Origin of the sequence: Streptomyces sp. NPDC021225 (assembly GCF_044332865.1) — a bacterium.
In the GTDB taxonomy this organism is placed as follows: domain Bacteria; phylum Actinomycetota; class Actinomycetes; order Streptomycetales; family Streptomycetaceae; genus Streptomyces.
This window is the reverse complement of the sequence record NZ_JBIRPV010000010.1, coordinates 177,992-197,426: the sequence shown is the minus strand read 5'-3', so window position 1 is coordinate 197,426 and position 19,435 is coordinate 177,992. Positions and strand designations below refer to the sequence as shown.

Sequence of the window (19,435 nt, the reverse complement as noted above, 5' to 3'; positions counted from 1 at the left end):
GGGCCGTTCGATCATGTTCAGCTCCGTACCGCGCAAGAACGATCTTGCTCAGCCCAGGAAGCTGAGCCGCACCTGGCGGTCGGGGTTGTCCTTGTTGGTGTCGACGAGACACACGGACTGCCAGGTGCCGAGCGCCATCCTGCCGCCGATGACCGGGAGCGTGGCGTGCGGCGGGACGAGCGCGGGGAGCACATGGTCCCGGCCGTGGCCGGGGCTGCCGTGGCGGTGGCGCCAGCGGTCGTCGGCAGGCAGCAGGTCGCTCAGTGCGGCCAGCAGGTCGGTGTCGCTGCCCGCGCCCGTCTCCAGGACGGCGATGCCGGCGGTCGCATGGGGGACGAACACATTGAGCAGCCCGTCCCGGCCCTGACTCACCTCCCTCACAAACGCCTCGCAGTCCGCGGTGAGGTCGGCGACCCTCTCGGTGGAGCCGGTGGTGATCCGAAGGATGTGGGTGCGGAAGGTCTGGGTCATGGCCCCATCCTCGTACGTCCGCCCGTAAAACCGCCGCAACAAAGGTCCGAGTGGCAAGACACCGTTGACCGGCTCCGGGCGCCCTCGCTACGTTCGTGGGCATGTCTATGTCAGCCTTGCTCACCACGCGCGGTCACATCGACCTGCTGCGGGTGGCCTCCGCCGCGTGTCCCGGCGACTGCTGATCTTTTCACTGCTTCGCGCGTAAGCACGTCCGCGCCGGCACGTCTCAGCGCTCACTCCGCTTCCCCTCCCCCCACTTCACCTCACCTTCCGCTTTCGTGGAGCCTCCATGTCCCCGGTTCTCGAACCGGTCGTTCCGCTGTCCGCGCGCCGCCGCGCCGTGCCCCGGTGGCTGCGCCGTACGACCGGCCCCCTCGTCCTGCTCATCGTCTGGCAGGTGTGCAGCGCCACCGGTGTGCTGTCCCCCGACACCCTCGCCTCCCCCGGCACCATCGCCCGCACCGCCTCCGGCCTGATCGGGGACGGCACGCTGCCGCACGCCATGCTGGTGTCGGTGCAGCGGGTGCTGGTCGGGCTGCTGATCGGCGCGGTGGCCGGGGTGTCGCTCGCCCTCGTCTCCGGGTTGTCCCGGCTCGGCGAGGACCTGGTCGACGCCACGGTGCAGATGCTGCGCACCATCCCGTGGGTCGGGATGATCCCCCTGTTCATCATCTGGCTGGGCATCGGCGAGGCGCCGAAGATCGCCCTGATCGCGCTCGGTGTGACCTTCCATCTGTATCTCAACGTCTACGCGGGCATCCGCGGGGTCGACGCCCAGCTGATCGAGGCCGGAACCTCGCTGGGGCTGGGCCGCTGGGGGCTGATCCGCCATGTGGTGCTGCCCGGGGCCCTGCCCGGGGCGATGACCGGGCTGCGGTACTCGCTGGCCACCGCCTGGCTGGCGCTGGTCTTCGGCGAGACGATCAACGCCGACGACGGGATCGGCTTTCTGCTCAACCGCGCGCGGGAGTTCTTCCAGACCGACGTGATCGTGGTCTGCCTGATCGTCTACGCGGCGCTCGGCCTGCTCGCCGACTTCGTCGTCCGTACTCTCGAGAGGCTGCTGCTGCAATGGCGACCGACCTTCACGGGCACATAGGCCCGGTCGAGAAGGCCCTGGGGGACACCCCCGACCCCGCTGCCCCCGCCGCCGTACGGGTCCATGGGCTGACCCGCACCTTCGACGGCCGGGCGGTCATCGACCGGCTGGAACTGACCGTGCGCCCCGGCGAGTTCGTCGCCCTGCTGGGCCACAGCGGCTGTGGCAAGTCCACCCTGCTGCGCATCCTCGCCGGACTGGACCGGGAGATCGAGGGCGAGGTGCTGGTGCCGCGCGCCAAGGCGGTCGCGTTCCAGGCGCCGCGCCTGATGCCGTGGAAGCGGGTCTGGCGCAATGTGCTGCTCGGGCTGGACGGCCGCCCCGGGCGGGCGGTCGCCGAGCGGGCGCTGGAGGAGGTCGGTCTCGGCCACCGGTCGACGGCCTGGCCCAAGACGCTGTCCGGCGGCGAGGCCCAGCGTGCCTCGCTGGCCCGCGCGCTGGTGCGCGAGCCCGATCTGCTGCTGCTCGACGAGCCTTTCGGCGCCCTGGACGCGCTCACCCGCATCAAGGCGCAGCAGCTGGTCGCCGAGTTGTGGCAGCGGCGCGGCTGCGCGGTGCTGCTGGTGACGCACGACGTCGAGGAGGCGCTGCTGCTGGCCGACCGGGTGCTGGTGATGGACCACGGCGTGATCGCCCACGAGCGGCGGACCGGCCTGGAGCGGCCGCGCGACATCGCCGACCCGCGCTTCGCGGAGCTGCGCGCCGAACTCCTGGGCCGGCTGGGCGTGTCCGCGCCCGCGGTGTCCACCGGCAAGGCCGTATGACACGCCCGCATCACCACATCGACACCCCCCGCACCGTCCGAACCACCCTCACGAACGGATCTGCCGATATGAGACGGCGTATCGCCCCGGCCCTGCTGCTCCCCTTCGCCCTCCTCCTGGCCGCCTGCACGGCCGCGTCGTCCGCCGACGGCTCGGCTGGCGCGGGCTCGAACACCGACGGCAAGGGCGAGGTCACCTTGCGGGTCGGCGATCAGAAGGGCAACGACGAGGCGGTGTTGCGCGCCGCCGGTGAGCTGGACGACCTGCCGTACAAGATCCGCTGGTCGACGTTCACCTCCGGGCCGCCGATCCTGGAGGCGGTGAGCGCCGGGGCGGTGGACATCGGCGGCGTGGGCAACACCCCACCGGTCTTCGCCGCGGCCGCCAAATCCAAGATCAAGGTGGTGGCCGCCAAGCACGGCACGGCCGACGGCGAGGCGATCCTGGTGAAGAAGGGGTCGCCGCTGAAGGAGGTCGCCGACCTCAAGGGCAGGTCGGTGGCGGTGGCGCAGGGCAGCTCGGCGCACTATCAGCTCGTCGCCTCGCTCGCGAAGGCCGGGCTGTCGATCAAGGACGTCAAGGCCACCTTCCTCCAGCCCGCCGACGCGCTCGCGGCCTTCACCCGCGGCAAGGTGGACGCCTGGGCCGTCTGGGACCCGTACACCTCGCAGGCTCTGCGCTCGGCGGACGCCCGCGTCCTCACCACCGGCCAGGGCGTGGTCAACGGGCTCAACTTCCAGGTCGCGGGCCCCGCCTCGATCGCCGACAAGAAGAAGGAGCGGGCCATCGGTGACTATCTCAAGCGGCTGCGCCGCGCCCAGGACTGGGTCTACAAGCACCCGGAGGCGTGGGCCGAGGTCTGGGCGAAGGAGACCGGCCTGCCGTACGAGGTGGCGCTGGACTCGGTGAAGCGGACCAATGGCACCCGGGTGTATGTGGCGGTCGACAAGTCCGCCGTGGCCTCGGAACAGAAGATCGCGGACACCTTCGCCAGGCTGAAGCTGACCCCGCGCCGCTTCGACTTCGCCGATTACGTCGACACGCGATTCAACGGCGGCCTGCCGCCCTCGACGACCGCACCGCGCAGTTATGGAAGGGGCTGAGCCGACAAAATGAGAATTCGGAATTCACCCGCCAAAGAAAGGCCATAGCTTTATCCGGGAAGAATTCTGTTAACGTGCCGTCATGAAGTCGCAGCCCGTGGCGGAGAGGCACGACGATCCCTCTCGGCGTGCCCGTCGCCGTGTCCGTACCCACGGCCCGGAAAGCCCCGTCTTCGTCGATTCCTCGGGTCGCCGGGCCCGCCTGCTGCGGCGGGCCGGTGTGGTCGCGGGAATCGCGCTCCTCGGATACGCCACGATGCTCGCGGTGGCTTTCATGGGCGCCACCCCCTTCGCCCCCGAGACGCTGATCCCGGGCAGCGCGGCGACTTCCAGGGAAAAGGAACAGTCCAATAAGGGCCGTTCTCACAAGGGGAATTCGGCGTCCGCCACGCCCTCCCCGCGTCCGTCGGCCTCCGCGGGCGGCGCCCCCGCCGTCGCGCCCGCGCCCCGGCCGTCGCCCTCCAGCAAGAAGCCCACGTCCACCGCGAGCGGGCGGGCCTCCTCCTCGGCCAAAGCCTCGGCCACGGCCACCACGACCACGTCCCGCCACACCTCTGGGCCGTCCGCCACATCCTCGGCCCCGTCGTCGGCGTCGTCCTCTGAGCCGCCGAAGGCGACCCCCTCCGCGTCCTCCTCGCCCAGCCCCGCCGCCACGGACACCTCCGAGGACGGCGCGACGAGCGAGCCGGGGGCCGTCGGCTGACGTTCCGGCGCGGTTTTAGTCGGTGAAACGGCCTGGGATCACCATCCCTGTCTCGTAGGCGGCGATCACGGCTTGGACGCGGTCGCGGAGTCCGAGCTTGGTGAGGATGTTACTGACATGCGTTTTCACGGTGTGCTCGCTCACCACCAGGGCCGCTGCGATCTCCGCGTTGGACAGGCCGCAACCGAGCAGCCGCAATGTCTCTCGCTCGCGCGCAGTGAGCACGTCCAGTCGTTCGGTCCGCGGTGGTGGCACCACCGCGCCGGAGGTGAAGGCGGCGATCAGGGTGCGGGTGACGGAGGGGGCGAGCAGCGAGTCGCCGGCCGCGACCATGCGGACGGCGTGCACGAGGTCGTCGCGCCGCACATCCTTGAGCAGGAAGCCGCTCGCGCCCGCGCGCAGGGCGTCGAAGAGGTAGCCGTCCTGCCCGAACGTGGTCAGCATGATCACCCGGCAGGCCGTCTCGGCGCAGATGATCCGGGCTGCCTCGATACCGTCCATCCCCGGCATCCGGATGTCGAGCAGGACGACATCGGGGCGGTGCGCGCGGGCGGCGCCGACCGCCTCGAACCCGTCGCCGCTCTCCGCGACGACCTCGATGCCGGGCTGTGCGGCCAGGATCATGGCGAAGCCGGCGCGGACCAGCTCCTGATCGTCGGCCACCACGACGCGGATAGTCATGGTGCCGCTCCGATTTCCGGGGCGGCCACGGGCAGCCGCGCTCTCACTTCGAATCCTGGGAGTCGGTCCGCCCGAGGGCCCGCCGTCGCGGTCCCGCCGCAGGCGGCGGCCCGCTCGCGGATGCCGATCAGGCCGTTCCCGCCGGACGGCAGGTTCGTTCCCGCGCCACGGCCGTTGTCGGTCACGAGGATCTCCAGGTCGTTGTCACGCCAGCGCAGGCGTACCTCGGCGCGGTCCGCTCTGGCGTGCTTGACGACGTTGGTCAGGGCCTCCTGCACGATCCGGTAGGCCGCGACTCCGCAGTCGGCGGGCAGTGGACGTGGCTCGCCTTCGGTGGTGCAGCGCACTTCCACGCCGGCTCGGGCGACTTTCCGGGTGAGCTCGGGCAGGTCGTGAACCGTCGGCTGCGGAGCTCGTGTGCCCTCCTCGTCCCTGAGCACGCCGAGCATCCGGCGCAACTGGTCCAAGGCGTCGCGACCGGTGCCGGCGATCGCGCCGAACGCGGCCGCGGCGCGGGCGGGGGCCGTGTCCAGCGCGACCGGGCCCGCCTCGGCCTGGACGACCATGAGGCTGATCGAGTGGGCCAGTACGTCATGCATGTCCCGGGCGATGCGCGCGCGTTCGCGCTCGGCGGCGCGTTCTTCGGCTGCCCGGCGTTCGCTTTCGAGGCGGACAGCGCGTTCTGCGAGAACGGCTGCCTGGGCACGGGACCCGGCCGAGGCCCGGCCGAGCGCATAGGCGGCGACGTACAGCACGACGCCGCGGGTCGCGGTGTCCAGCGAGCCGACTGTGGCGAGGCCGACCGCACACATTCCCAGGAACACGGGTATCCGGACCCGGGACGGGCAGGCGGACGCCACCCCGTACAACGCGATGAGGACCGCGTACCACAGCGGCTGTGGAGCGACCGGGTCGGTCAAGTCGTAGAGGAGGGAGAAGGCGGCGCAGACCAGCAGGACCGCCACCGGAGCGCGCCGCCGCGCCGCCAGCGGGAGTGACGCCCCGGCCGCCGCGACATAGCCCCACCAGTGCCAGGGGCGCCCACTGTCGCTGTGCCGGAACAGCAGGGGTGAGAGCTGGGCGGCGCCGACGACGATGGCGAGCCCCGCGTCCGACCATGACGAATCCACCAGACGGCGAAGCGGTGGGAAGACGGGCAGCGCGGACACGAGGGTGGATTCTCCCACGGGAGGTGTTCGGCCGGACCTCAGGCATGCGCCGTGGCGCCACGGGCGACGCGGCGGGCGAACGGCGCCAGTCCGGCGAACAGCAACACGCCCGCGACCGGCAGCAGATCGAGCCCGGCCGGCAATACCAGCGCTCCGGTCACGACGAGCGCCGCCTGCCAGGCCGGAACGGCACGGGCCACCGCGAGCTGGCAGAACACGACAACCAGGCCGAGAAAGAACAGCACTGGTCCGACCGTGTAGACGACGATGTCCACCCCGGGGACCTTGATGACGTCGGAGAACATCGCCCGCATGTCGTCGTGGTCGGTGGCCAATGCCCCGATGACGATGTCGACGGCGATCTGGACCACGGTGCAGGCGGTGCCGGCGAGGGCGACGGCGACCGTCCCTGTGGCAAACCTGCCGCCGCCTGCCAGTCGTCGCAGGTTCAGAAACACCGGGACGAACAGCAGCAACGCGGCGAGGAAGGCCAGGTGACCGGTCATCCAGGCGAGACCGGGGCCGCGCTCGCCATCCAGACCGTCCAGGATGCGGATGACCGCGTAGACGATGACCAGGAGCGGGGCGGCGATAAAAGCGAAGGGTTTACTCATGCCGACGATCATCATTGCGACGGGTGTTGCCGCACATCGCCGACGTGACCCATCTCCGTTCTCCCCCGGACGACGGAGCGAGGTGGGTCCCTACCGCCCCGGTACGCCAGTGATGAACGCGGCCCAGGCGGCGGCGGAGACGACCAGGGCGGGGCCGGTCACGCCCTCCTTGGAGTCACGGATCGCGACTTGGGCGGTACGGGGGAGGTGGGCGATCTCGACGCAGGCGGTGCCCTCGTTCTGGCTGTAGGAGGACTTGAACCACGCGTCCTCCGAAGCGACATCGGATGCTATGTGATGTGTCATGTCAGATCTCCCTCGCTAGTCGTTGCAGAAATGCAGGTGTCTCACCGGGGGCGAGCGCCCCCGCCCGCAAAGCGTCGAGCCTGCGGGAGAAGGACCAGACCGTGGTGTCCTTGTCGCTGATATCCGACCCGTCGGCCCTGTCGATCTGGACGACCGTCGGCAGCGGCGTGCCGAACTCCATCAGGCTGAAGTTGGAGGCCGACCGATAGGCGGCGGTGGCCATCGGCAGGATCTGGACCGTCACATTGTCGAGTTGGGAGAGCTTCAAGATCTCCTCGTACTGCTCGCGCATCACCTCCGGGCTGCCGACCACCCGCCGCAGGGCCGCCTCATCTTGGATGACCCACAGCTCCAACGGCTCACTTTTACGCGTCAGTGCCCGTTTGCGCTCCATGCGGACCTGAATGTTTCGCTCCACGAATTCGGTCGTCGTCTCGTGGACCGGTTTGGCGGCCTGGAACATCTCCCGGGCGTAGCGCTCGGTCTGGAGGAGGCCCAGCACCACGTTCGGCTGCCAGGCCCGGACACTACGGGCACCGCTCTCCAGCCCGATGTACATTCCCATCCCGGACGGCAGGACACTGCGGAAGAGCGACCACCAGCCCCGGTTAAGCGAGTCCCGGTGGATGTCCGTGAGGAAGTCCACGTCCTCCTCGTCCTCCACCCCGTATCGGTCCAACAGCGCCCGCAGGTCAGCTGCCTTGGGCAGCGCCGAGAGGCCGTTCTCCACGCGGTAGAGCTTCGTCGTGGAGAACGTCAACCCGTCCACCGCCTCCGCGAGGGTGAATCCGGCTTTATCTCTCAACCGCTTGAGCTCCCAGCCGAGTTGCATGCGACGGACCGTCGGTCCCGTTGGTGCTGCCACGAGTATGCCTCCCGGTGGGTCGAGCTTTCCATGCTCTGGTGCGGGGTCTGAGTCTGGCACCGAAAGTCGCTCTCCAGGAGCTACCGGCCCACTCGGTCACATATGCCATCTAGGGCGGAAATTATCTGTCACCTTGCGCACTATCTCTTATGCACCCGAAGCTGTTTCCGCTATCGCTTCATCACCTGCCGTAGCGGACACCAGCCCACCAGCACCTCGCACACCGTGGAGCCGCCATGCCTGCATCCCGTCCCCGCCTGCTCCCCTGGCCCGGAGCGAACGGACAGCCCTGCTACCTCGTCACCGACGGCGGCGCCAACAGCCGCCTGTCGAAGCTGGCCGACGAGATGGAGGAGGTCCAGCTCAACACCGGCAGCGATCTCCTCAAGCACGCGCGCGAGCTGCTGCGCACCCGCCATGTGTCCGCCCGGGAGCTCCGGTTTCTCTCCCACCGGCTGGCCGAGGCGCTGTACGACGCGCTGCGCGTCGCCGAGAGCCGTGGGATGCGGATCCCGACAGCCGACGCCGGGCGGGAAGATCCGGCCGCAGGCCGCGGTTAGATCAACGTCACCGACGACGGGGCGCAATCCGGTGTCGGACCTCGGCGTTTCGGCCAGCACCGGGCGCGGGGCGTCCCCCGCGCTCCAGGGGTGGATGTATCCCACACGCTGTGCGCGGCGCGCTGCCATGCGGAATCCGACCCGTCTGAAACACGTGTGCCGATGACGCCGCTCCTGTCGTTGGCCTCTGTGCGCCCGATCATTCGCAAGACGGCCGTCTTCCCTCACCATGGATATCGGTCGCATACACGGAAAGGATGTCGTGCGGAATCCGTTACTCACGCCTTCGGAGGGGGATTCAATGCGGGGGCAAGAGCACGGTCACAACGAGCTGAGCGGCACGGTGCACGGACCCGCGGTCCAGGCAGGGACGGTGTACGGCGGCATCCACATTCGCGCCGAGGCCGGCGCGGAGCGAGCCGACCATGGGCGAACACCGCAAACCCCCTGGCAGCTGCCGCCATTGGTGCGCCTCACCGACCGCACGGCTGAGCTGGCAGCGCTGGAGCAGCACCGCGCCCGCAGTGCCCGCGAAGGCTGTCTCACGCTTGCCGCGGTCAGCGGTCTTGGCGGGGTCGGCAAGACGGCGGTCGCCCTGACCTGGCTGCACACGCTGCGCCCGCACTTTCCCGACGGCCAGCTCTACGCGGACCTGGGCGCGCAGTCCCCGAGCGGTCCCGCGGCTCCCGATGAGGTGGTGGGCCGATTTCTGCGTGCACTCGGCGTCCCGGCCAGGCAGATGCCGACGGCCCTCGCCGACCGAGCGGCGCTGTACCGTTCCCTGACGGCGAGCAGACGGCTTGTCGTACTGCTCGACGACGCCGCCACCGCCGCCCAGGTCCGGCCGCTGCTGCCGGGGGGCCAGAGCATCACGGCCGTGACCAGCCGCCGGCGGATGCCGGGCCTGACCGTGGACGGCTGCCACTCACTTCATCTCGAGCCCCTGGCCACGGAGGCGGCGGTCGAGTTGTTGGAGGTCACCCTCGCCGACGGCCGGGTGGCCGCCCAGCCCGACGAAGCCCGCGCCCTGGTCGAACTGTGCGCCGGGCTGCCGCTGGCGGTACGTGTCGCCGGCGCCCGGCTCGCGGCGCGCCCGCGGCGTCAGATCACGACGATGGTCCGCGCCCTCACCGAGGAGCGCGGCCGTTTGGAGGCGTTGGCCATCGAAGGCGACCACAACGTACGGGCGGCGCTCGACCTGTCGTATCAGGGGCTGTCGCCTGATGCCGCACGCCTGTACCGGCTTCTCGGGCTGCACCCGGGACCGGAGTTCGGATCCACGGTGGCCGAAGCGGCACTGGTCAGGGATGCGACAGAGGTGCTCGACGCGCTCCACGACGCGAATCTGCTGATCGACGCCGGGGAGGAACGCTACCGGTTCCACGATCTGGTGCGGCTGCACGCCACGGCGAAGGCCGAGGAGGAGGAGTCACCCGAGGAGCGCGCCGCGGCGTTGCGCCGCATGGTCGACCACTATCTCGCCACCGCCACCCGCGCCGAGGAGATCGTCGACCCTCAGCATCGCACGATGCCCCGCGGCTACGGTCCCGGCCCGGTGATCACGGCGGACCTCGGCGACGATGCCGAGGGTGCGCTGGACTGGTTGGAGAGTGAGCTGCCCAATCTGATGACCGTGATCCACCGCGCGCGCCCCGCGGGCTTCCCGGCCGTCGCCTGGCAGCTCGCGGACGCCCTGTGGCCGCTGTTCCTGCGGCGCAAGTTCTACGACCAGTGGCGCGCCGCGCACCGGGAAGGGCTGGTGGCGGCCGAGGAGTTGGGCGACACGGCCGCACAGTGCCGGATGCTCACCTCCGGCGGGGTGGGTGAGCTCGGTCTGGAAAGCCATGAACGCGCCCTTGAGATGTTCGAGCGAGCGGCGCGGACGTTCCGCGCCGCCGACAACTCGCTCGGCTACGCTCGCACCCTCAACTATCAGGGGCTGGCGCACCAAAGACTCGGCCGCCTCGACCAGGCGGCCGAGCTCTTCGAGCGTGCCGCCGCGGAGTTGCCGGCGTGCGGCGACCGACGGGCCGGCGGTCTGGCCCGGCTCAACCTGGCCGATGTCGCGCTCGCGCAGGGGCTGCTCGAGAAGGCGACCACCGACGCCGAGGCCGCCTGCGCGACGCTGCGCGAGGCGGGCGACGCGTACAACGCGGCACGCGCGGCCACACTGCTCGGCCGCGCGTACCTCGCCCGGGACCTGCTCGACCCGGCGGAAGGCCTGCTCTCCACAGCGCTCACGACACTGCGTGGCATGGCCGCCGACTACGAGACGGCCCGCACCCTGGAGAGCCTGGCCCGGCTCGCCGAGCGGCGCGGGTTGCCGGACCTCGCCCGGGGCCACTATCAGGAGGCACTTGATCTGTACGGATCGGTGGGCCGCGCGGAGTCGGAGGCCGCCCAGGCGGTACAGGCACGGCTCGCCCAGTGGGAGCACCGCGCCGAGGGCTGAACCCCCGGCAGCGGCAGCCGCACCACCACCGATGCCAGTGCCGTGACCGGCAGTCCGGCCACCAGCCAGGTGTGGGCCAGGGAAGCCCAGAGGCCCCAGGGTGGCACCGGCGAGGGCCGTCGGGCCCGGAGGGCGAGCGTATGGCCGCCGGGCCCGAGCCACAGCCGGCACCGGGGGCCGTGGTGCACCGCGACCACCAGCGCGCCCGGGTGGCGGGCCCGCAGCTCGGCGAGCCCGGCCTGTCCCTCGCCGGTGGCCAGCAGCACATCGGCGAGCGTCGACCACGTGCCCGGGGCCGGGAGCTCCACCCGTAGATGCTCGTCCACGATCTCGGCGCCCGATTCCGGGTGCTTCAGCACGCCTCGGATGCGGCGCACCGCCTCCTGCCCCTCGGCCTGCTCGGACACCACCATTCTCAGCGCGGTCATGACACAACGCTGCCGGGCTCGTCGTAGTGCACCGCGAACGGCAGCCGCGCGGGCTCCGCGACCGGCCGGGCCGCGGGAGCCCGCAGCCGCAGCTTGCGGTACATCAGCGCACGCATCTTCCGGGCGAACCGCCCCGGCTCCGAGCTGATCCGCGCGGCGACCCCCTGGTGGCGGTCCGACCGGTAGGTCACGGAGCTACGGTGGAGCTGCCTGATGAGCGGCCGGTCGTCCTGTATCCGGGGCGCGAACGAACTCAACTCGGCGAGTGGCGACGCGGGATCCACATGCGCGTCGGGGACACTGGCCAGCAGCACGGGAGCGCCTGTCATCGCACCGTACAACGAGACGGAGCCGTGGTCGCCCACGATGTAGTCCGCCGCGACAAGCGCCCCGACCCAGTCGGCGTACTGGCTGATCACGGTGAGCCCCAGCCGGACGAGGCCGGCCAGCCAGCTTTGGATCGACCATTCGCCGTGGGCGTTCCATACGTGCGGATGCAACAGCACGGCGACCCGGTACTCCTCGCGCGGCAGCTCGCCGACCAGCCGCGCCAGCAGTTCCTCCCGCCGTCCGAGCAGCGAGTCGGGTCCCCAGGTGGAGCAGGCCAGGACCAGCCGCTGATGGGCCCGGACGCGCAGGGCCTCTCGGTACAGCGCCCGCGAGGGAAGGCTCGCGGTGATGCGGTCGAAGCAGGGGTCGCCCACCACCTCCGCGGCAGGCAGTGCCTCGGGGCATTCGCGGCCGAGTCGGGTCAGCTCCTCCTGATGCGCCAGCACAAGCGTCTCGGGAACCAGCGCACCGTCCCGGACGAGCCGCTGCCTGCTGAGGCCGTACACCCCTCGCTGCGCCACCCGGTGGCCCCGGTTCGCCCCAGGGACGATCTTGTTGTGCCCGGCGCCGTGCGGGAGCACGATCACGGGAGCGTGCAGTTCGTGGAGGCTGCCGTGGCCCGCGGCCAGCGCGAGGTCGAACGGCGTCTGCACCGCCTGGCTCCACGGCAGCACCAGCCCCTTGAGCCCGTTCAGGAAGGCTGCCACACCGTTGCTGAACACGTCGGGCGCCGCGGTGAACACCACTTGCACTCGGGAGTCGCCCTCCAGCAGCCGGACCGCGTCGAGCAGCCGCCGCCCGGCGGTCACGGTGTGCACCACCGCCAGGACCCTCCTGCGGATCCGGCATGTGGCCCAGCGCTCGACGTCCAGGCGCACCGGCACGTGAGGCCCGTGCACTCCTTGTAAAACCACGTTCATCGAGGTCAATCCCCCCGGTTCCCTACTCCGGACCGGTTGTTCGGTCCCGTCGGCGGCGACGTTCCTCTGTCGCCACAACGTCGCTGCCCTCCGGGGTGGATGGCCGACTTGCAGGAATCCTGCACTCCACGTGTGGGAAATGACCATGGCGCATGTGCGCCCCGTCGCGCACCCGTGCGCCTCTGTCCGCTACCCCCGGGTGGACGGCAACAGTAAATTGAGTGTCACGCGAAGGTGCGGGCGCTGCCGGAGGCGGCAGGAAGTAGCACACCCATCGGGGGCGATGGTGGAACTTCTTGCTCTGGGACCCCTTGAACTATGGCATCACGATCGACAACACGCACTCGGCTCGGTGAAAGAACGGTGCGTGCTGGCCGTACTGATCCATGCCCGGGGTGAGCCGGTCACGGCCGAAACGCTGATGGACCGGGTCTGGGACGGACACCCGCCCCGGACGGCCCTGGACACGCTGCACAGCTATCTGTCACGGCTGCGCGGACGCCTCAACAGGGCCGTCGGCGATCTCGCCGAGGTGAAACGCCCCTCCCCCGGGCTCTACCAGCTCCGGGCCGCCCCGGACGCCATCGACCTGCTGCGCTTCCAGAAGCTCCGTACGGAAGCGAGGGCGGCCGCTGAGCGGAGTGAGCGGGGGCGGGCCATTCGCCTGCTCCGCACCACTGAAGCCCTGTGGCGTGGTGAACCGTTGACGGAGTTCGGCTGCGCCTGGGCGGCCTCGGCCCGCGCCCGGCTCATCGAGGACCACCGCCTGGTGCGGGAGGAACGAATCCGCCTGGAGCTGGAGTTGGGGCGGCACGCGGATCTCGTGGGCGAACTCCAGGAACTCGCCGCACAGAATCCTCTCGCGCAGAAGGTGATCTGCTCCCTCATGCTGGCGCTCTACCGCTGCGGACGGCACGACGAGTCGCTCGCCCTGTACCTGACCACACGCCGGCTTCTGAAGAACGGGCAGGGAATCGAGCCAGGATTGGAGCTCCGGGAGCTCCATGAGCGCATCCTCAAGCAAGATCGTGCCCTCTTGGAGACACACCGCGATACCGAAGCGGATACCGCCGCGGCCCCCAACAATCTTCCGCGCGTCACCCGGGATTTCACGGGACGCGCAGCCGAACTGCGCATCCTGCTCGCGGACCAGGCCTCCTCGGACAGCGGCACGGCCTCCCTGCCCCTCACCGTCATCCACGGCATGCCCGGGGTCGGCAAGACCGCGCTGGCCCTTCGCGCGGGGTACGAGTTGCGTACAACCTACCCCGACGGGATGTTCTACCTCGATCTGCACGCGTACAGCGACCGCCCGCCGCACGACCCCGCGGAGGCGCTGGCGGCCCTGCTCCAGGCATCCGAATCGCCCGGGCCGCTCCCCGATTCCATCGACGAGCGGGCTGCCAAATGGCGACAGTGGACGGCGCGCCGCCGCGTGCTCGTGATCCTCGACAACGCCCGGGACTCCGCGCAGGTGTTGCCCCTGCTGCCCGGCGCTCCCACCTGCCGGGTGATCGTGACCAGCCGGAACCGGCTCGCCGGGCTGGACGGTGCCACCTCGCTGTTCCTGGACGTGCTGTCGCAGGCGGAGGCCGCCGCCCTCTTCACCCGCATCGCGGGCCGTGCCCGCCTGTCCGTCGACGCCACGGCGCTCAGAGACGTCGTCGCGGCCTGCGGCTGCCACCCCCTCGCCCTCCAGTGGCTCGCCAGCCGGTTCCGGCACCGGGACTCCTGGGACCTCCACCACCTCCTCGACCGGCTGACCCAGGCCGCGGACCCCCTGGAGGAATTCGACGACGCGGTCGCGTCGGCCTTTCGGTTCTCCTACGCCGAGCTCAGCGGTCCGGCACAACGGCTGTTCCGCCTCCTCGCCCTGCACCCGGGCCCCGACATCACCCTCCACGCCGCGATCGCGCTCACCGGGCCGGACGCCGCGCCGGTCCGCAAGAGCTTGGAGGCGCTGTTGGACGGCCACCTGCTGGAAGAGCCCATCCGCGACCGCTACCGGTTCCATGACCTCGGCCGCGCCTTCGGCCTCCAGATCTGCTCCGAGGTGGAGTCGGAAGCCGTCCGCCGCCAAGCGGTCGACCGGCTCTTCGACTACTACCTCACCGCCACCCACCGTGCCGCCCACCTCGCCCATCCGTCCCGTCACCCACTGCCCCTGCCACCGGAGCGGGAGTACACGGACGCGCCCCGGTTCACCGACGCGGACGAGGCGACGGTGTGGCTCTCCCTGGAACGCGCCAACCTCCTGGCCGTCGCCCGCGTGTCCGCCGCCGAGTCACCGAGCCATGCCGCGCTCTTCCCGCACGCCCTGGCCACCTCGCTCAAGCTGTGGGGCACCTGGGGCATCGCCTCCGAGCTCTACGACGCGGCGGTGTCCGCCCTCCGCTCACGAGGCGACCGGGCGGCGCTCGCCCGAACCCTCGTGGAGCGCGCGGAGGTGTCGGCGCAGCGACAGCACGACGAAGCCCAGCAGTGCGCGACGGAAGCCCTCGCTCTCTTCCAGGAGTTCGACGATCCACACGGCTGCGCCGACGCCCTCCTCCAGCAGGGTCGCGCCCACCTGGCCGGGGGCCGCGGAGATATCGCCCTGCGCACGCTCGACGAGGCATTGGCGGTGTACCGGACGGTCGGCGATCGGTCGGGAGAGGCGGAATGCCTCAACGTGCAGGGGGCGGCGCTGTATTACGCGGGTCGCTACGGCGACGCCCTCCAGAATGTCCGGGCCATGCTCTCCCTGTACGAGGCGCTTCAGGACGAGGCCGGGCAGGTGAAGGCTCTCAACAATTTGGGGGAATACGAATTCCACCAGGGCCGCTACGACGAAGCCCGCCACTACTACGAGCGCTCATTGGCACTCGCCCAGCGGCGAGGCGCCCGCCAGGAATTGGCCATCCTGGACACCAACCTGGGCGCCGTCTTCCAGGCGACCGGGCGGACGGATCGAGCGCTCGCCTGCTTTCAGCGCGCACTCGACAGCCACCGGGCCGGCCACGACGCCCTGGGCGAGGTGAACGTGCTGATCAGCATGGGCACGGCGTACGCCGCGACAAAACGCGGACGCGAGGCCCTGCTGCACTTCACCATGGCCGAAGAAGTGGCGCGCGGCATCGACAACGCTTACGAGCGCCAGCGCGCATTGCTCGGGATGGCCGATGTCCAGCGGGAGTCGGGCCGGCTCGGCGATGCCCTGACACTCTTCGAACAAGCCCTGGACATCGCCCGAACCGCCGACTTCCCCCTCGGCTCCGCACACGCGCTCGCCGGGCTCACACGCACCGCCCTGCTGTTGGGCCACGTCGAACGGGCCCGCCGGTATGGCGATCAGGCGATCGCTCTGTACCGAAGTCTCGAAGCCGAGACGGAGGCGGAAACACTCCGGTCTCTCCTCGCGAACCAGGGCTTGACCGGCTCCTGAAGGCATACAGGAGCCGGTTTCACCGGGCCGGAAGCCAGGTCAGGCACTCATGCGGCCACCAGGCGGCTGCCCGCTCCGGGCGGCGTCACCCACATCCACTGCGACTCTCTGGCCTGCACAGTCGTCGACTGGCCGGCCGGGCTCGCGCCATCCACGCTCAGCGCGATGGCTCCTATGGCGAGCGCGGCAACAACAGCGGCTGCGGCTGCGACGGATTTGAGAGTGCGATGCACCAAGACCTCTGTAAAAGTTGGGGATTTGACACTCGGTCACATGACCGGCGGTCCTTGATCGACTCTACACCTTCACCCCGAAGCCGATCACCCAAGCGCCTTTCGCACATTGCTCCGCAACACATCCAGATCGTCGCGGACCGCCTGGTAGTTGCCCTTGTTCCGCTCGATGTCGGCACGCTGACGCTTGGCAAGGGCGGCCCACCACACGCCGAGGGTGTTCTGCTCTCGCTTGCACTCGACGTCGGCAACGGCCGTGGCCACCTCCCGCCGGGTGTGCCGGGTGTTGCCGTCCTTGTCTCGCATCCACCCCTTGTCGCTGTACGCGGCCATCGGATCCGCGAACCGCTTGCCGCCCTTGTCCACGACGCACGCCGACCAGGTGGCGAGAGCCCGGCGCACCCGCTGGTCCTTCCCCACCGCCTTCCGCAGGGCGGCATCGTGCCCGGAGGGAAAGGTCCACATGCGTCTGGAGTCCGCGACACCCTTGAGCAGTTGCCCGTTGGCCTTGTCCGAGCATCCCCGCTCGCGGGACTTGCCCTCGCTCGGTATGGCTCCGTTACCGGACATGCCGTACAGGGCCGCGAACTCCGCTTGGGTCATCGCCCGTCCGGTCGGCTCCAAGGACTTACGGGGCCTCGGCTCCCAGCCGTAGCCCCAGCGCTTGGCGTGGTCGAGGTCGAATGCGCCCAGCGATGTCGGCATGGCGCTGACGACGAGCGTCACTCCCGGGGTGGAAGGGGTCAGAGGCTTGGGGTCGGCGGGGAAGTCGGTGAATCCGAGGCGGATCATGCACCGCTGGGCCAGAAGGCGCTGCGCCTTGCCGAACCTCCTGCTCTCCTCGGTGTCGAGCCGGTAACTGTCGAGCGGGAGGTCCGGCAGGTCCTTCTCCTCCTTGACCTCCGGCACCCCCTTCACACCGGGGGGCCCGGGCACGTCCCCGCCGGAGCCGCAGCCCGCCACCGCCACCGCCACCGCGGCCAGCAGGGCGGCGGCCCATCGCCGCGTATGACTCGACACCCGCGCAACCATCGAACACCCTCCCCGTAGCCCCCGCCCAAGGGGTCGGACCCTACCGTCCCGTCGCGTCGGCGACGAAGGCGGCCCGGCGGGAAGATCCGGCCGCATGCCGTAGTTAGTAGAAGCGTGAACGACATGGCTGCGGTGCGCGAGGTGGACGTCGTGGTGATCGGCGCCGGGCAGGCCGGGCTGTCCAGCGCCTATCACCTGCGGCGGGCCGGGTACGAGCCGGGCACCGGCTTTGTGGCGCTCGACCACTCCCCCGGCCCGGGTGGCGCCTGGCAGTTCCGCTGGCCCTCGCTGACGTACGGCAAGGTGCACGGGATGTACGACCTGCCGGGCATGCGGCTGACCGGCGCGGACGACGGCCGGCCGTCGTCCGAGGTCATCACGGAGTACTTCACCCGCTATGAGTCCGCTTTCGATCTGCGGATCGTCCGCCCGGCCGATGTCGCGGCGGTACGCGAGGGGGACGGCGGGCGGCTCCGGGTGGAGAGCTCGGCCGGCGTGTGGTCCACGCGCGCGCTGATCAACGCGACCGGCACCTGGGACCGCCCGTTCTGGCCCCGCTACCCCGGGCAGGCCACGTTCCGCGGGCGGCAGCTGCACACCGCCCAGTACCCGGGACCGGAGGCGTTCGCGGGGCAGCGGGTGATCGTCGTCGGGGGCGGGGCCTCCGGTGTGCAGCACCTACTCGAGATCGCCGAGGTGGCCGCGGAGACCACCTGGGTGACGCGCCGGCCGCCCGTCTTCCGCTCCGGGCCTTTTGGTGAGGAGCAGGGGCGGGCGGCCGTGGCGATGGTGGAGGAGCGGGTGCGGCGCGGGCTGCCGCCGCTGAGCGTGGTGTCCGTGACCGGGCTGCCCATGACCGAGGCGATGGAGCGGGCCCGTGAGAAGGGGGTGCTGGACCGGCAGCCGATGTTCGAGCGGATCACCCCGGACGGGGCGGTCTGGGCGGACGGCCGGTCCGTGCATGCCGACGTGATCCTGTGGGCCACGGGCTTTCGCGCCGCCATCGACCACCTCGCCCCGCTGAGGCTGCGGGAGCCGGGAGGCGGGATCGCGGTCGAGGGAACGAGGGCGCTCCGTGACCCCCGTGTCCACCTGGTCGGCTACGGCCCGTCGGCCAGCACGGTCGGCGCCAACCGGGCCGGGCGGGCCGCCGTACACGAGATCCGGGAGCTGCTCGCGGCCGCTCCCGGGAGCGCCCCCGCACTGGTCTCGTCGGTCTGAGAGGGCGCCCTACGCCCCGCGGCCGGGGCGGCCGTGGACCGCGAAGGTCGAGTCGCGGACCACCAGCTCCGGCTGGAGGACGATGCGCCGGTGCCGGTGGGCGTCCGCGTCCTCGCCGGTCTCGTCGATCAGCAGTTCCGCCGCCGTACGCCCCATCCGGAACGCGGGCTGACGTACGGACGTCAGCGGCACCGCTGCCGCCGAGGCGAACTCGATGTCGTCGTAGCCCACCAGCGCCACATCGCCCGGCACCGAGACCCCGGCCGAGAAGAGCGCCTGGAGCACCCCCAGGGCCAGCAGGTCGTTGGCGCAGAAGACGGCCGTCGGCCGCGGCGACATCCCCAGCAGCCGCGCCCCCGCGTCGCGCCCCGCCGCCACATCGAGCCGCTCGGCCTCGATGTGGACCAGCTCCTCCCGCTCCATGTCCTCCTCGGCGAGCGCCGTGAGCATGCCCTCGTACCGGTGCTGGCACTGGGGCAGCTGCATCGGGCCGCTGACGTAGGCCAGGGCGCGGTGTCCCTGCGCGAGCAGATGACGGCCGGCGAGGGCGCCGCCCTCGACGTCGTCCACGGACACCGAACAGGCCTCGTCGTCCGGGACCTCACGGTCCACGAACACGTAAGGGATGTCGTGGCGGCGGAAGTTCCGCAGATTGCGCCCGGTGGCGTCGGCAGGGGTCACCAGGACCCCGCGCACCCGCTGTTCGGCGAACAGGGAGAGGTAGTCGGCCTCCTCGTCGGAGCTCTGGGCGCTGTTGCACACCATCACCCCCAGCCCCTCCTCGCGCGCCGCCCGCTCCGCACCGCTCGCCACATCCACGAAGAACGGATTGGCCATGTCCAGCACCAGCAGCGAAATGATCCGGCTGCGCCCCGCCCGCAACTGCCGCGCCGACTCGCTGCGCACATACCCCAGCCGCTCGATCGCGGCGTGCACCCGGTCGCGGGTGGCCTCGGCGACCATTTCCGGCCGGTTGATCACATTGGAGACCGTGCCGACCGATACGCCCGCCTGCCGCGCGACGTCCTTGATCCCTACCATGCGTCCCACGACCTTC

General features: G+C 70.7%; 19 protein-coding genes. 8 read left to right on the top strand and 11 right to left on the bottom strand.

Annotated elements, in window-relative coordinates:
- Window positions 1-48: 48 nt before the first annotated feature.
- Window positions 49-471, bottom strand: a complete 423-nt coding sequence (locus ACH4S9_RS34855; RefSeq protein WP_361193353.1) for a secondary thiamine-phosphate synthase enzyme YjbQ — start codon at window positions 469-471, stop codon at window positions 49-51.
- Between the two features lie 101 nt (window positions 472-572).
- Between ACH4S9_RS34855 and ACH4S9_RS34850 the strand changes: the two genes are divergently transcribed.
- The 4 genes from ACH4S9_RS34850 (at window position 573) to ACH4S9_RS34835 (ending at window position 3,440) form a co-directional block, all read left to right on the top strand.
- Window positions 573-656 (top strand): putative leader peptide, encoded by an 84-nt coding sequence (locus ACH4S9_RS34850; RefSeq protein ID WP_352135045.1) that lies wholly within the window; start codon window positions 573-575, stop codon window positions 654-656.
- Between the two features lie 107 nt (window positions 657-763).
- Entirely contained in the window at window positions 764-1,573 is an 810-nt protein-coding gene (locus ACH4S9_RS34845) for an ABC transporter permease (RefSeq protein WP_358848964.1), read from the top strand.
- Entirely contained in the window at window positions 1,546-2,337 is a 792-nt protein-coding gene (locus ACH4S9_RS34840) for an ABC transporter ATP-binding protein (protein WP_398375552.1), read from the top strand. Before ACH4S9_RS34845 ends, ACH4S9_RS34840 begins: the two co-directional genes overlap by 28 nt.
- Window positions 2,338-2,405: 68 nt before the next feature.
- On the top strand, window positions 2,406-3,440 hold the full coding sequence (locus tag ACH4S9_RS34835; RefSeq protein ID WP_398375550.1) for an ABC transporter substrate-binding protein: 1,035 nt from the start codon (window positions 2,406-2,408) through the stop codon (window positions 3,438-3,440).
- 363 nt (window positions 3,441-3,803) lie between these two features.
- Here the strand turns inward: ACH4S9_RS34835 and ACH4S9_RS34830 are convergent, their stop codons facing one another.
- The 6 genes from ACH4S9_RS34830 to ACH4S9_RS34805 form a co-directional block, all read right to left on the bottom strand.
- On the bottom strand, window positions 3,804-4,094 hold the full coding sequence (locus ACH4S9_RS34830) for a hypothetical protein (protein WP_398375548.1): 291 nt from the start codon (window positions 4,092-4,094) through the stop codon (window positions 3,804-3,806).
- Window positions 4,095-4,158: 64 nt separating this feature from the next.
- A complete protein-coding gene (locus tag ACH4S9_RS34825; protein WP_014174854.1) occupies window positions 4,159-4,824 on the bottom strand; it encodes a response regulator transcription factor in 666 nt (221 codons plus the stop codon).
- On the bottom strand, window positions 4,821-5,993 hold the full coding sequence (locus ACH4S9_RS34820; protein WP_398375546.1) for a sensor histidine kinase: 1,173 nt from the start codon (window positions 5,991-5,993) through the stop codon (window positions 4,821-4,823). Before ACH4S9_RS34820 ends, ACH4S9_RS34825 begins: the two co-directional genes overlap by 4 nt.
- A gap of 38 nt (window positions 5,994-6,031) precedes the next feature.
- Window positions 6,032-6,622, bottom strand: a complete 591-nt coding sequence (locus tag ACH4S9_RS34815) for a hypothetical protein (RefSeq protein WP_398375544.1) — start codon at window positions 6,620-6,622, stop codon at window positions 6,032-6,034.
- Window positions 6,623-6,697: 75 nt separating this feature from the next.
- Complete coding sequence (locus ACH4S9_RS34810; protein WP_398375542.1) at window positions 6,698-6,913, bottom strand: DUF397 domain-containing protein; 216 nt, start codon at window positions 6,911-6,913, stop codon at window positions 6,698-6,700.
- 1 nt (window position 6,914) lies between these two features.
- The gene (locus tag ACH4S9_RS34805; protein WP_398375540.1) at window positions 6,915-7,778 is read right to left on the bottom strand and encodes a helix-turn-helix domain-containing protein; all 864 of its coding nucleotides are present in this window, start codon (window positions 7,776-7,778) and stop codon (window positions 6,915-6,917) included.
- Window positions 7,779-8,014: 236 nt separating this feature from the next.
- Here ACH4S9_RS34805 and ACH4S9_RS34800 point away from each other — a divergent pair, with 236 nt between their 5' ends.
- Together ACH4S9_RS34800 and ACH4S9_RS34795 are read left to right on the top strand one after the other, a co-directional pair.
- Window positions 8,015-8,338, top strand: a complete 324-nt coding sequence (locus tag ACH4S9_RS34800; RefSeq protein ID WP_398375538.1) for a hypothetical protein — start codon at window positions 8,015-8,017, stop codon at window positions 8,336-8,338.
- 301 nt (window positions 8,339-8,639) lie between these two features.
- The gene (locus tag ACH4S9_RS34795; protein ID WP_398375536.1) at window positions 8,640-10,790 is read left to right on the top strand and encodes an ATP-binding protein; all 2,151 of its coding nucleotides are present in this window, start codon (window positions 8,640-8,642) and stop codon (window positions 10,788-10,790) included.
- Here the strand turns inward: ACH4S9_RS34795 and ACH4S9_RS34790 are convergent.
- Window positions 10,685-11,218 carry a transcriptional regulator gene (locus tag ACH4S9_RS34790; RefSeq protein ID WP_398375534.1) on the bottom strand — a complete coding sequence of 178 codons (534 nt, stop codon included), beginning with the start codon at window positions 11,216-11,218 and terminating at the stop codon, window positions 10,685-10,687. The two genes, ACH4S9_RS34795 and ACH4S9_RS34790, sit on opposite strands and share 106 nt — an antisense overlap.
- Window positions 11,215-12,468: a hypothetical protein gene (locus tag ACH4S9_RS34785; protein ID WP_311730682.1), complete on the bottom strand. Its 1,254-nt coding sequence runs from the start codon at window positions 12,466-12,468 to the stop codon at window positions 11,215-11,217. Before ACH4S9_RS34785 ends, ACH4S9_RS34790 begins: the two co-directional genes overlap by 4 nt.
- Window positions 12,469-12,751: 283 nt before the next feature.
- Here ACH4S9_RS34785 and ACH4S9_RS34780 point away from each other — a divergent pair, with 283 nt between their 5' ends.
- Window positions 12,752-15,892 carry a tetratricopeptide repeat protein gene (locus ACH4S9_RS34780; RefSeq protein WP_398375532.1) on the top strand — a complete coding sequence of 1,047 codons (3,141 nt, stop codon included), beginning with the start codon at window positions 12,752-12,754 and terminating at the stop codon, window positions 15,890-15,892.
- A gap of 320 nt (window positions 15,893-16,212) precedes the next feature.
- On the opposite strand, the gene ACH4S9_RS34775 is transcribed toward ACH4S9_RS34780, so the two are convergent.
- Entirely contained in the window at window positions 16,213-17,145 is a 933-nt protein-coding gene (locus ACH4S9_RS34775; RefSeq protein WP_398375531.1) for a hypothetical protein, read from the bottom strand.
- A 96-nt stretch (window positions 17,146-17,241) separates the two neighbouring features.
- On the opposite strand from ACH4S9_RS34775, the gene ACH4S9_RS34770 reads away from it, so the two are divergent.
- Window positions 17,242-18,378 (top strand): NAD(P)-binding domain-containing protein, encoded by a 1,137-nt coding sequence (locus tag ACH4S9_RS34770; RefSeq protein WP_398375631.1) that lies wholly within the window; start codon window positions 17,242-17,244, stop codon window positions 18,376-18,378.
- Window positions 18,379-18,387: 9 nt separating this feature from the next.
- Here the strand turns inward: ACH4S9_RS34770 and ACH4S9_RS34765 are convergent, their stop codons facing one another.
- Entirely contained in the window at window positions 18,388-19,419 is a 1,032-nt protein-coding gene (locus tag ACH4S9_RS34765; RefSeq protein ID WP_358848967.1) for a LacI family DNA-binding transcriptional regulator, read from the bottom strand.
- Window positions 19,420-19,435: the final 16 nt, after the last annotated feature.

Coding starts and splice junctions, on each gene's coding strand:
- ACH4S9_RS34855 (WP_361193353.1), bottom strand. CDS start 471: ATGACCCAGACCTTCCGCACCCACATCCTTCGGATCACCACCGGCTCC.
- ACH4S9_RS34850 (WP_352135045.1), top strand. CDS start 573: ATGTCTATGTCAGCCTTGCTCACCACGCGCGGTCACATCGACCTGCTG.
- ACH4S9_RS34845 (WP_358848964.1), top strand. CDS start 764: ATGTCCCCGGTTCTCGAACCGGTCGTTCCGCTGTCCGCGCGCCGCCGC.
- ACH4S9_RS34840 (WP_398375552.1), top strand. CDS start 1,546: ATGGCGACCGACCTTCACGGGCACATAGGCCCGGTCGAGAAGGCCCTG.
- ACH4S9_RS34835 (WP_398375550.1), top strand. CDS start 2,406: ATGAGACGGCGTATCGCCCCGGCCCTGCTGCTCCCCTTCGCCCTCCTC.
- ACH4S9_RS34825 (WP_014174854.1), bottom strand. CDS start 4,824: ATGACTATCCGCGTCGTGGTGGCCGACGATCAGGAGCTGGTCCGCGCC.
- ACH4S9_RS34815 (WP_398375544.1), bottom strand. CDS start 6,622: ATGATGATCGTCGGCATGAGTAAACCCTTCGCTTTTATCGCCGCCCCG.
- ACH4S9_RS34810 (WP_398375542.1), bottom strand. CDS start 6,913: ATGACACATCACATAGCATCCGATGTCGCTTCGGAGGACGCGTGGTTC.
- ACH4S9_RS34800 (WP_398375538.1), top strand. CDS start 8,015: ATGCCTGCATCCCGTCCCCGCCTGCTCCCCTGGCCCGGAGCGAACGGA.
- ACH4S9_RS34795 (WP_398375536.1), top strand. CDS start 8,640: ATGCGGGGGCAAGAGCACGGTCACAACGAGCTGAGCGGCACGGTGCAC.
- ACH4S9_RS34790 (WP_398375534.1), bottom strand. CDS start 11,218: ATGACCGCGCTGAGAATGGTGGTGTCCGAGCAGGCCGAGGGGCAGGAG.
- ACH4S9_RS34785 (WP_311730682.1), bottom strand. CDS start 12,468: ATGAACGTGGTTTTACAAGGAGTGCACGGGCCTCACGTGCCGGTGCGC.
- ACH4S9_RS34780 (WP_398375532.1), top strand. CDS start 12,752: ATGGTGGAACTTCTTGCTCTGGGACCCCTTGAACTATGGCATCACGAT.
- ACH4S9_RS34765 (WP_358848967.1), bottom strand. CDS start 19,419: ATGGTAGGGATCAAGGACGTCGCGCGGCAGGCGGGCGTATCGGTCGGC.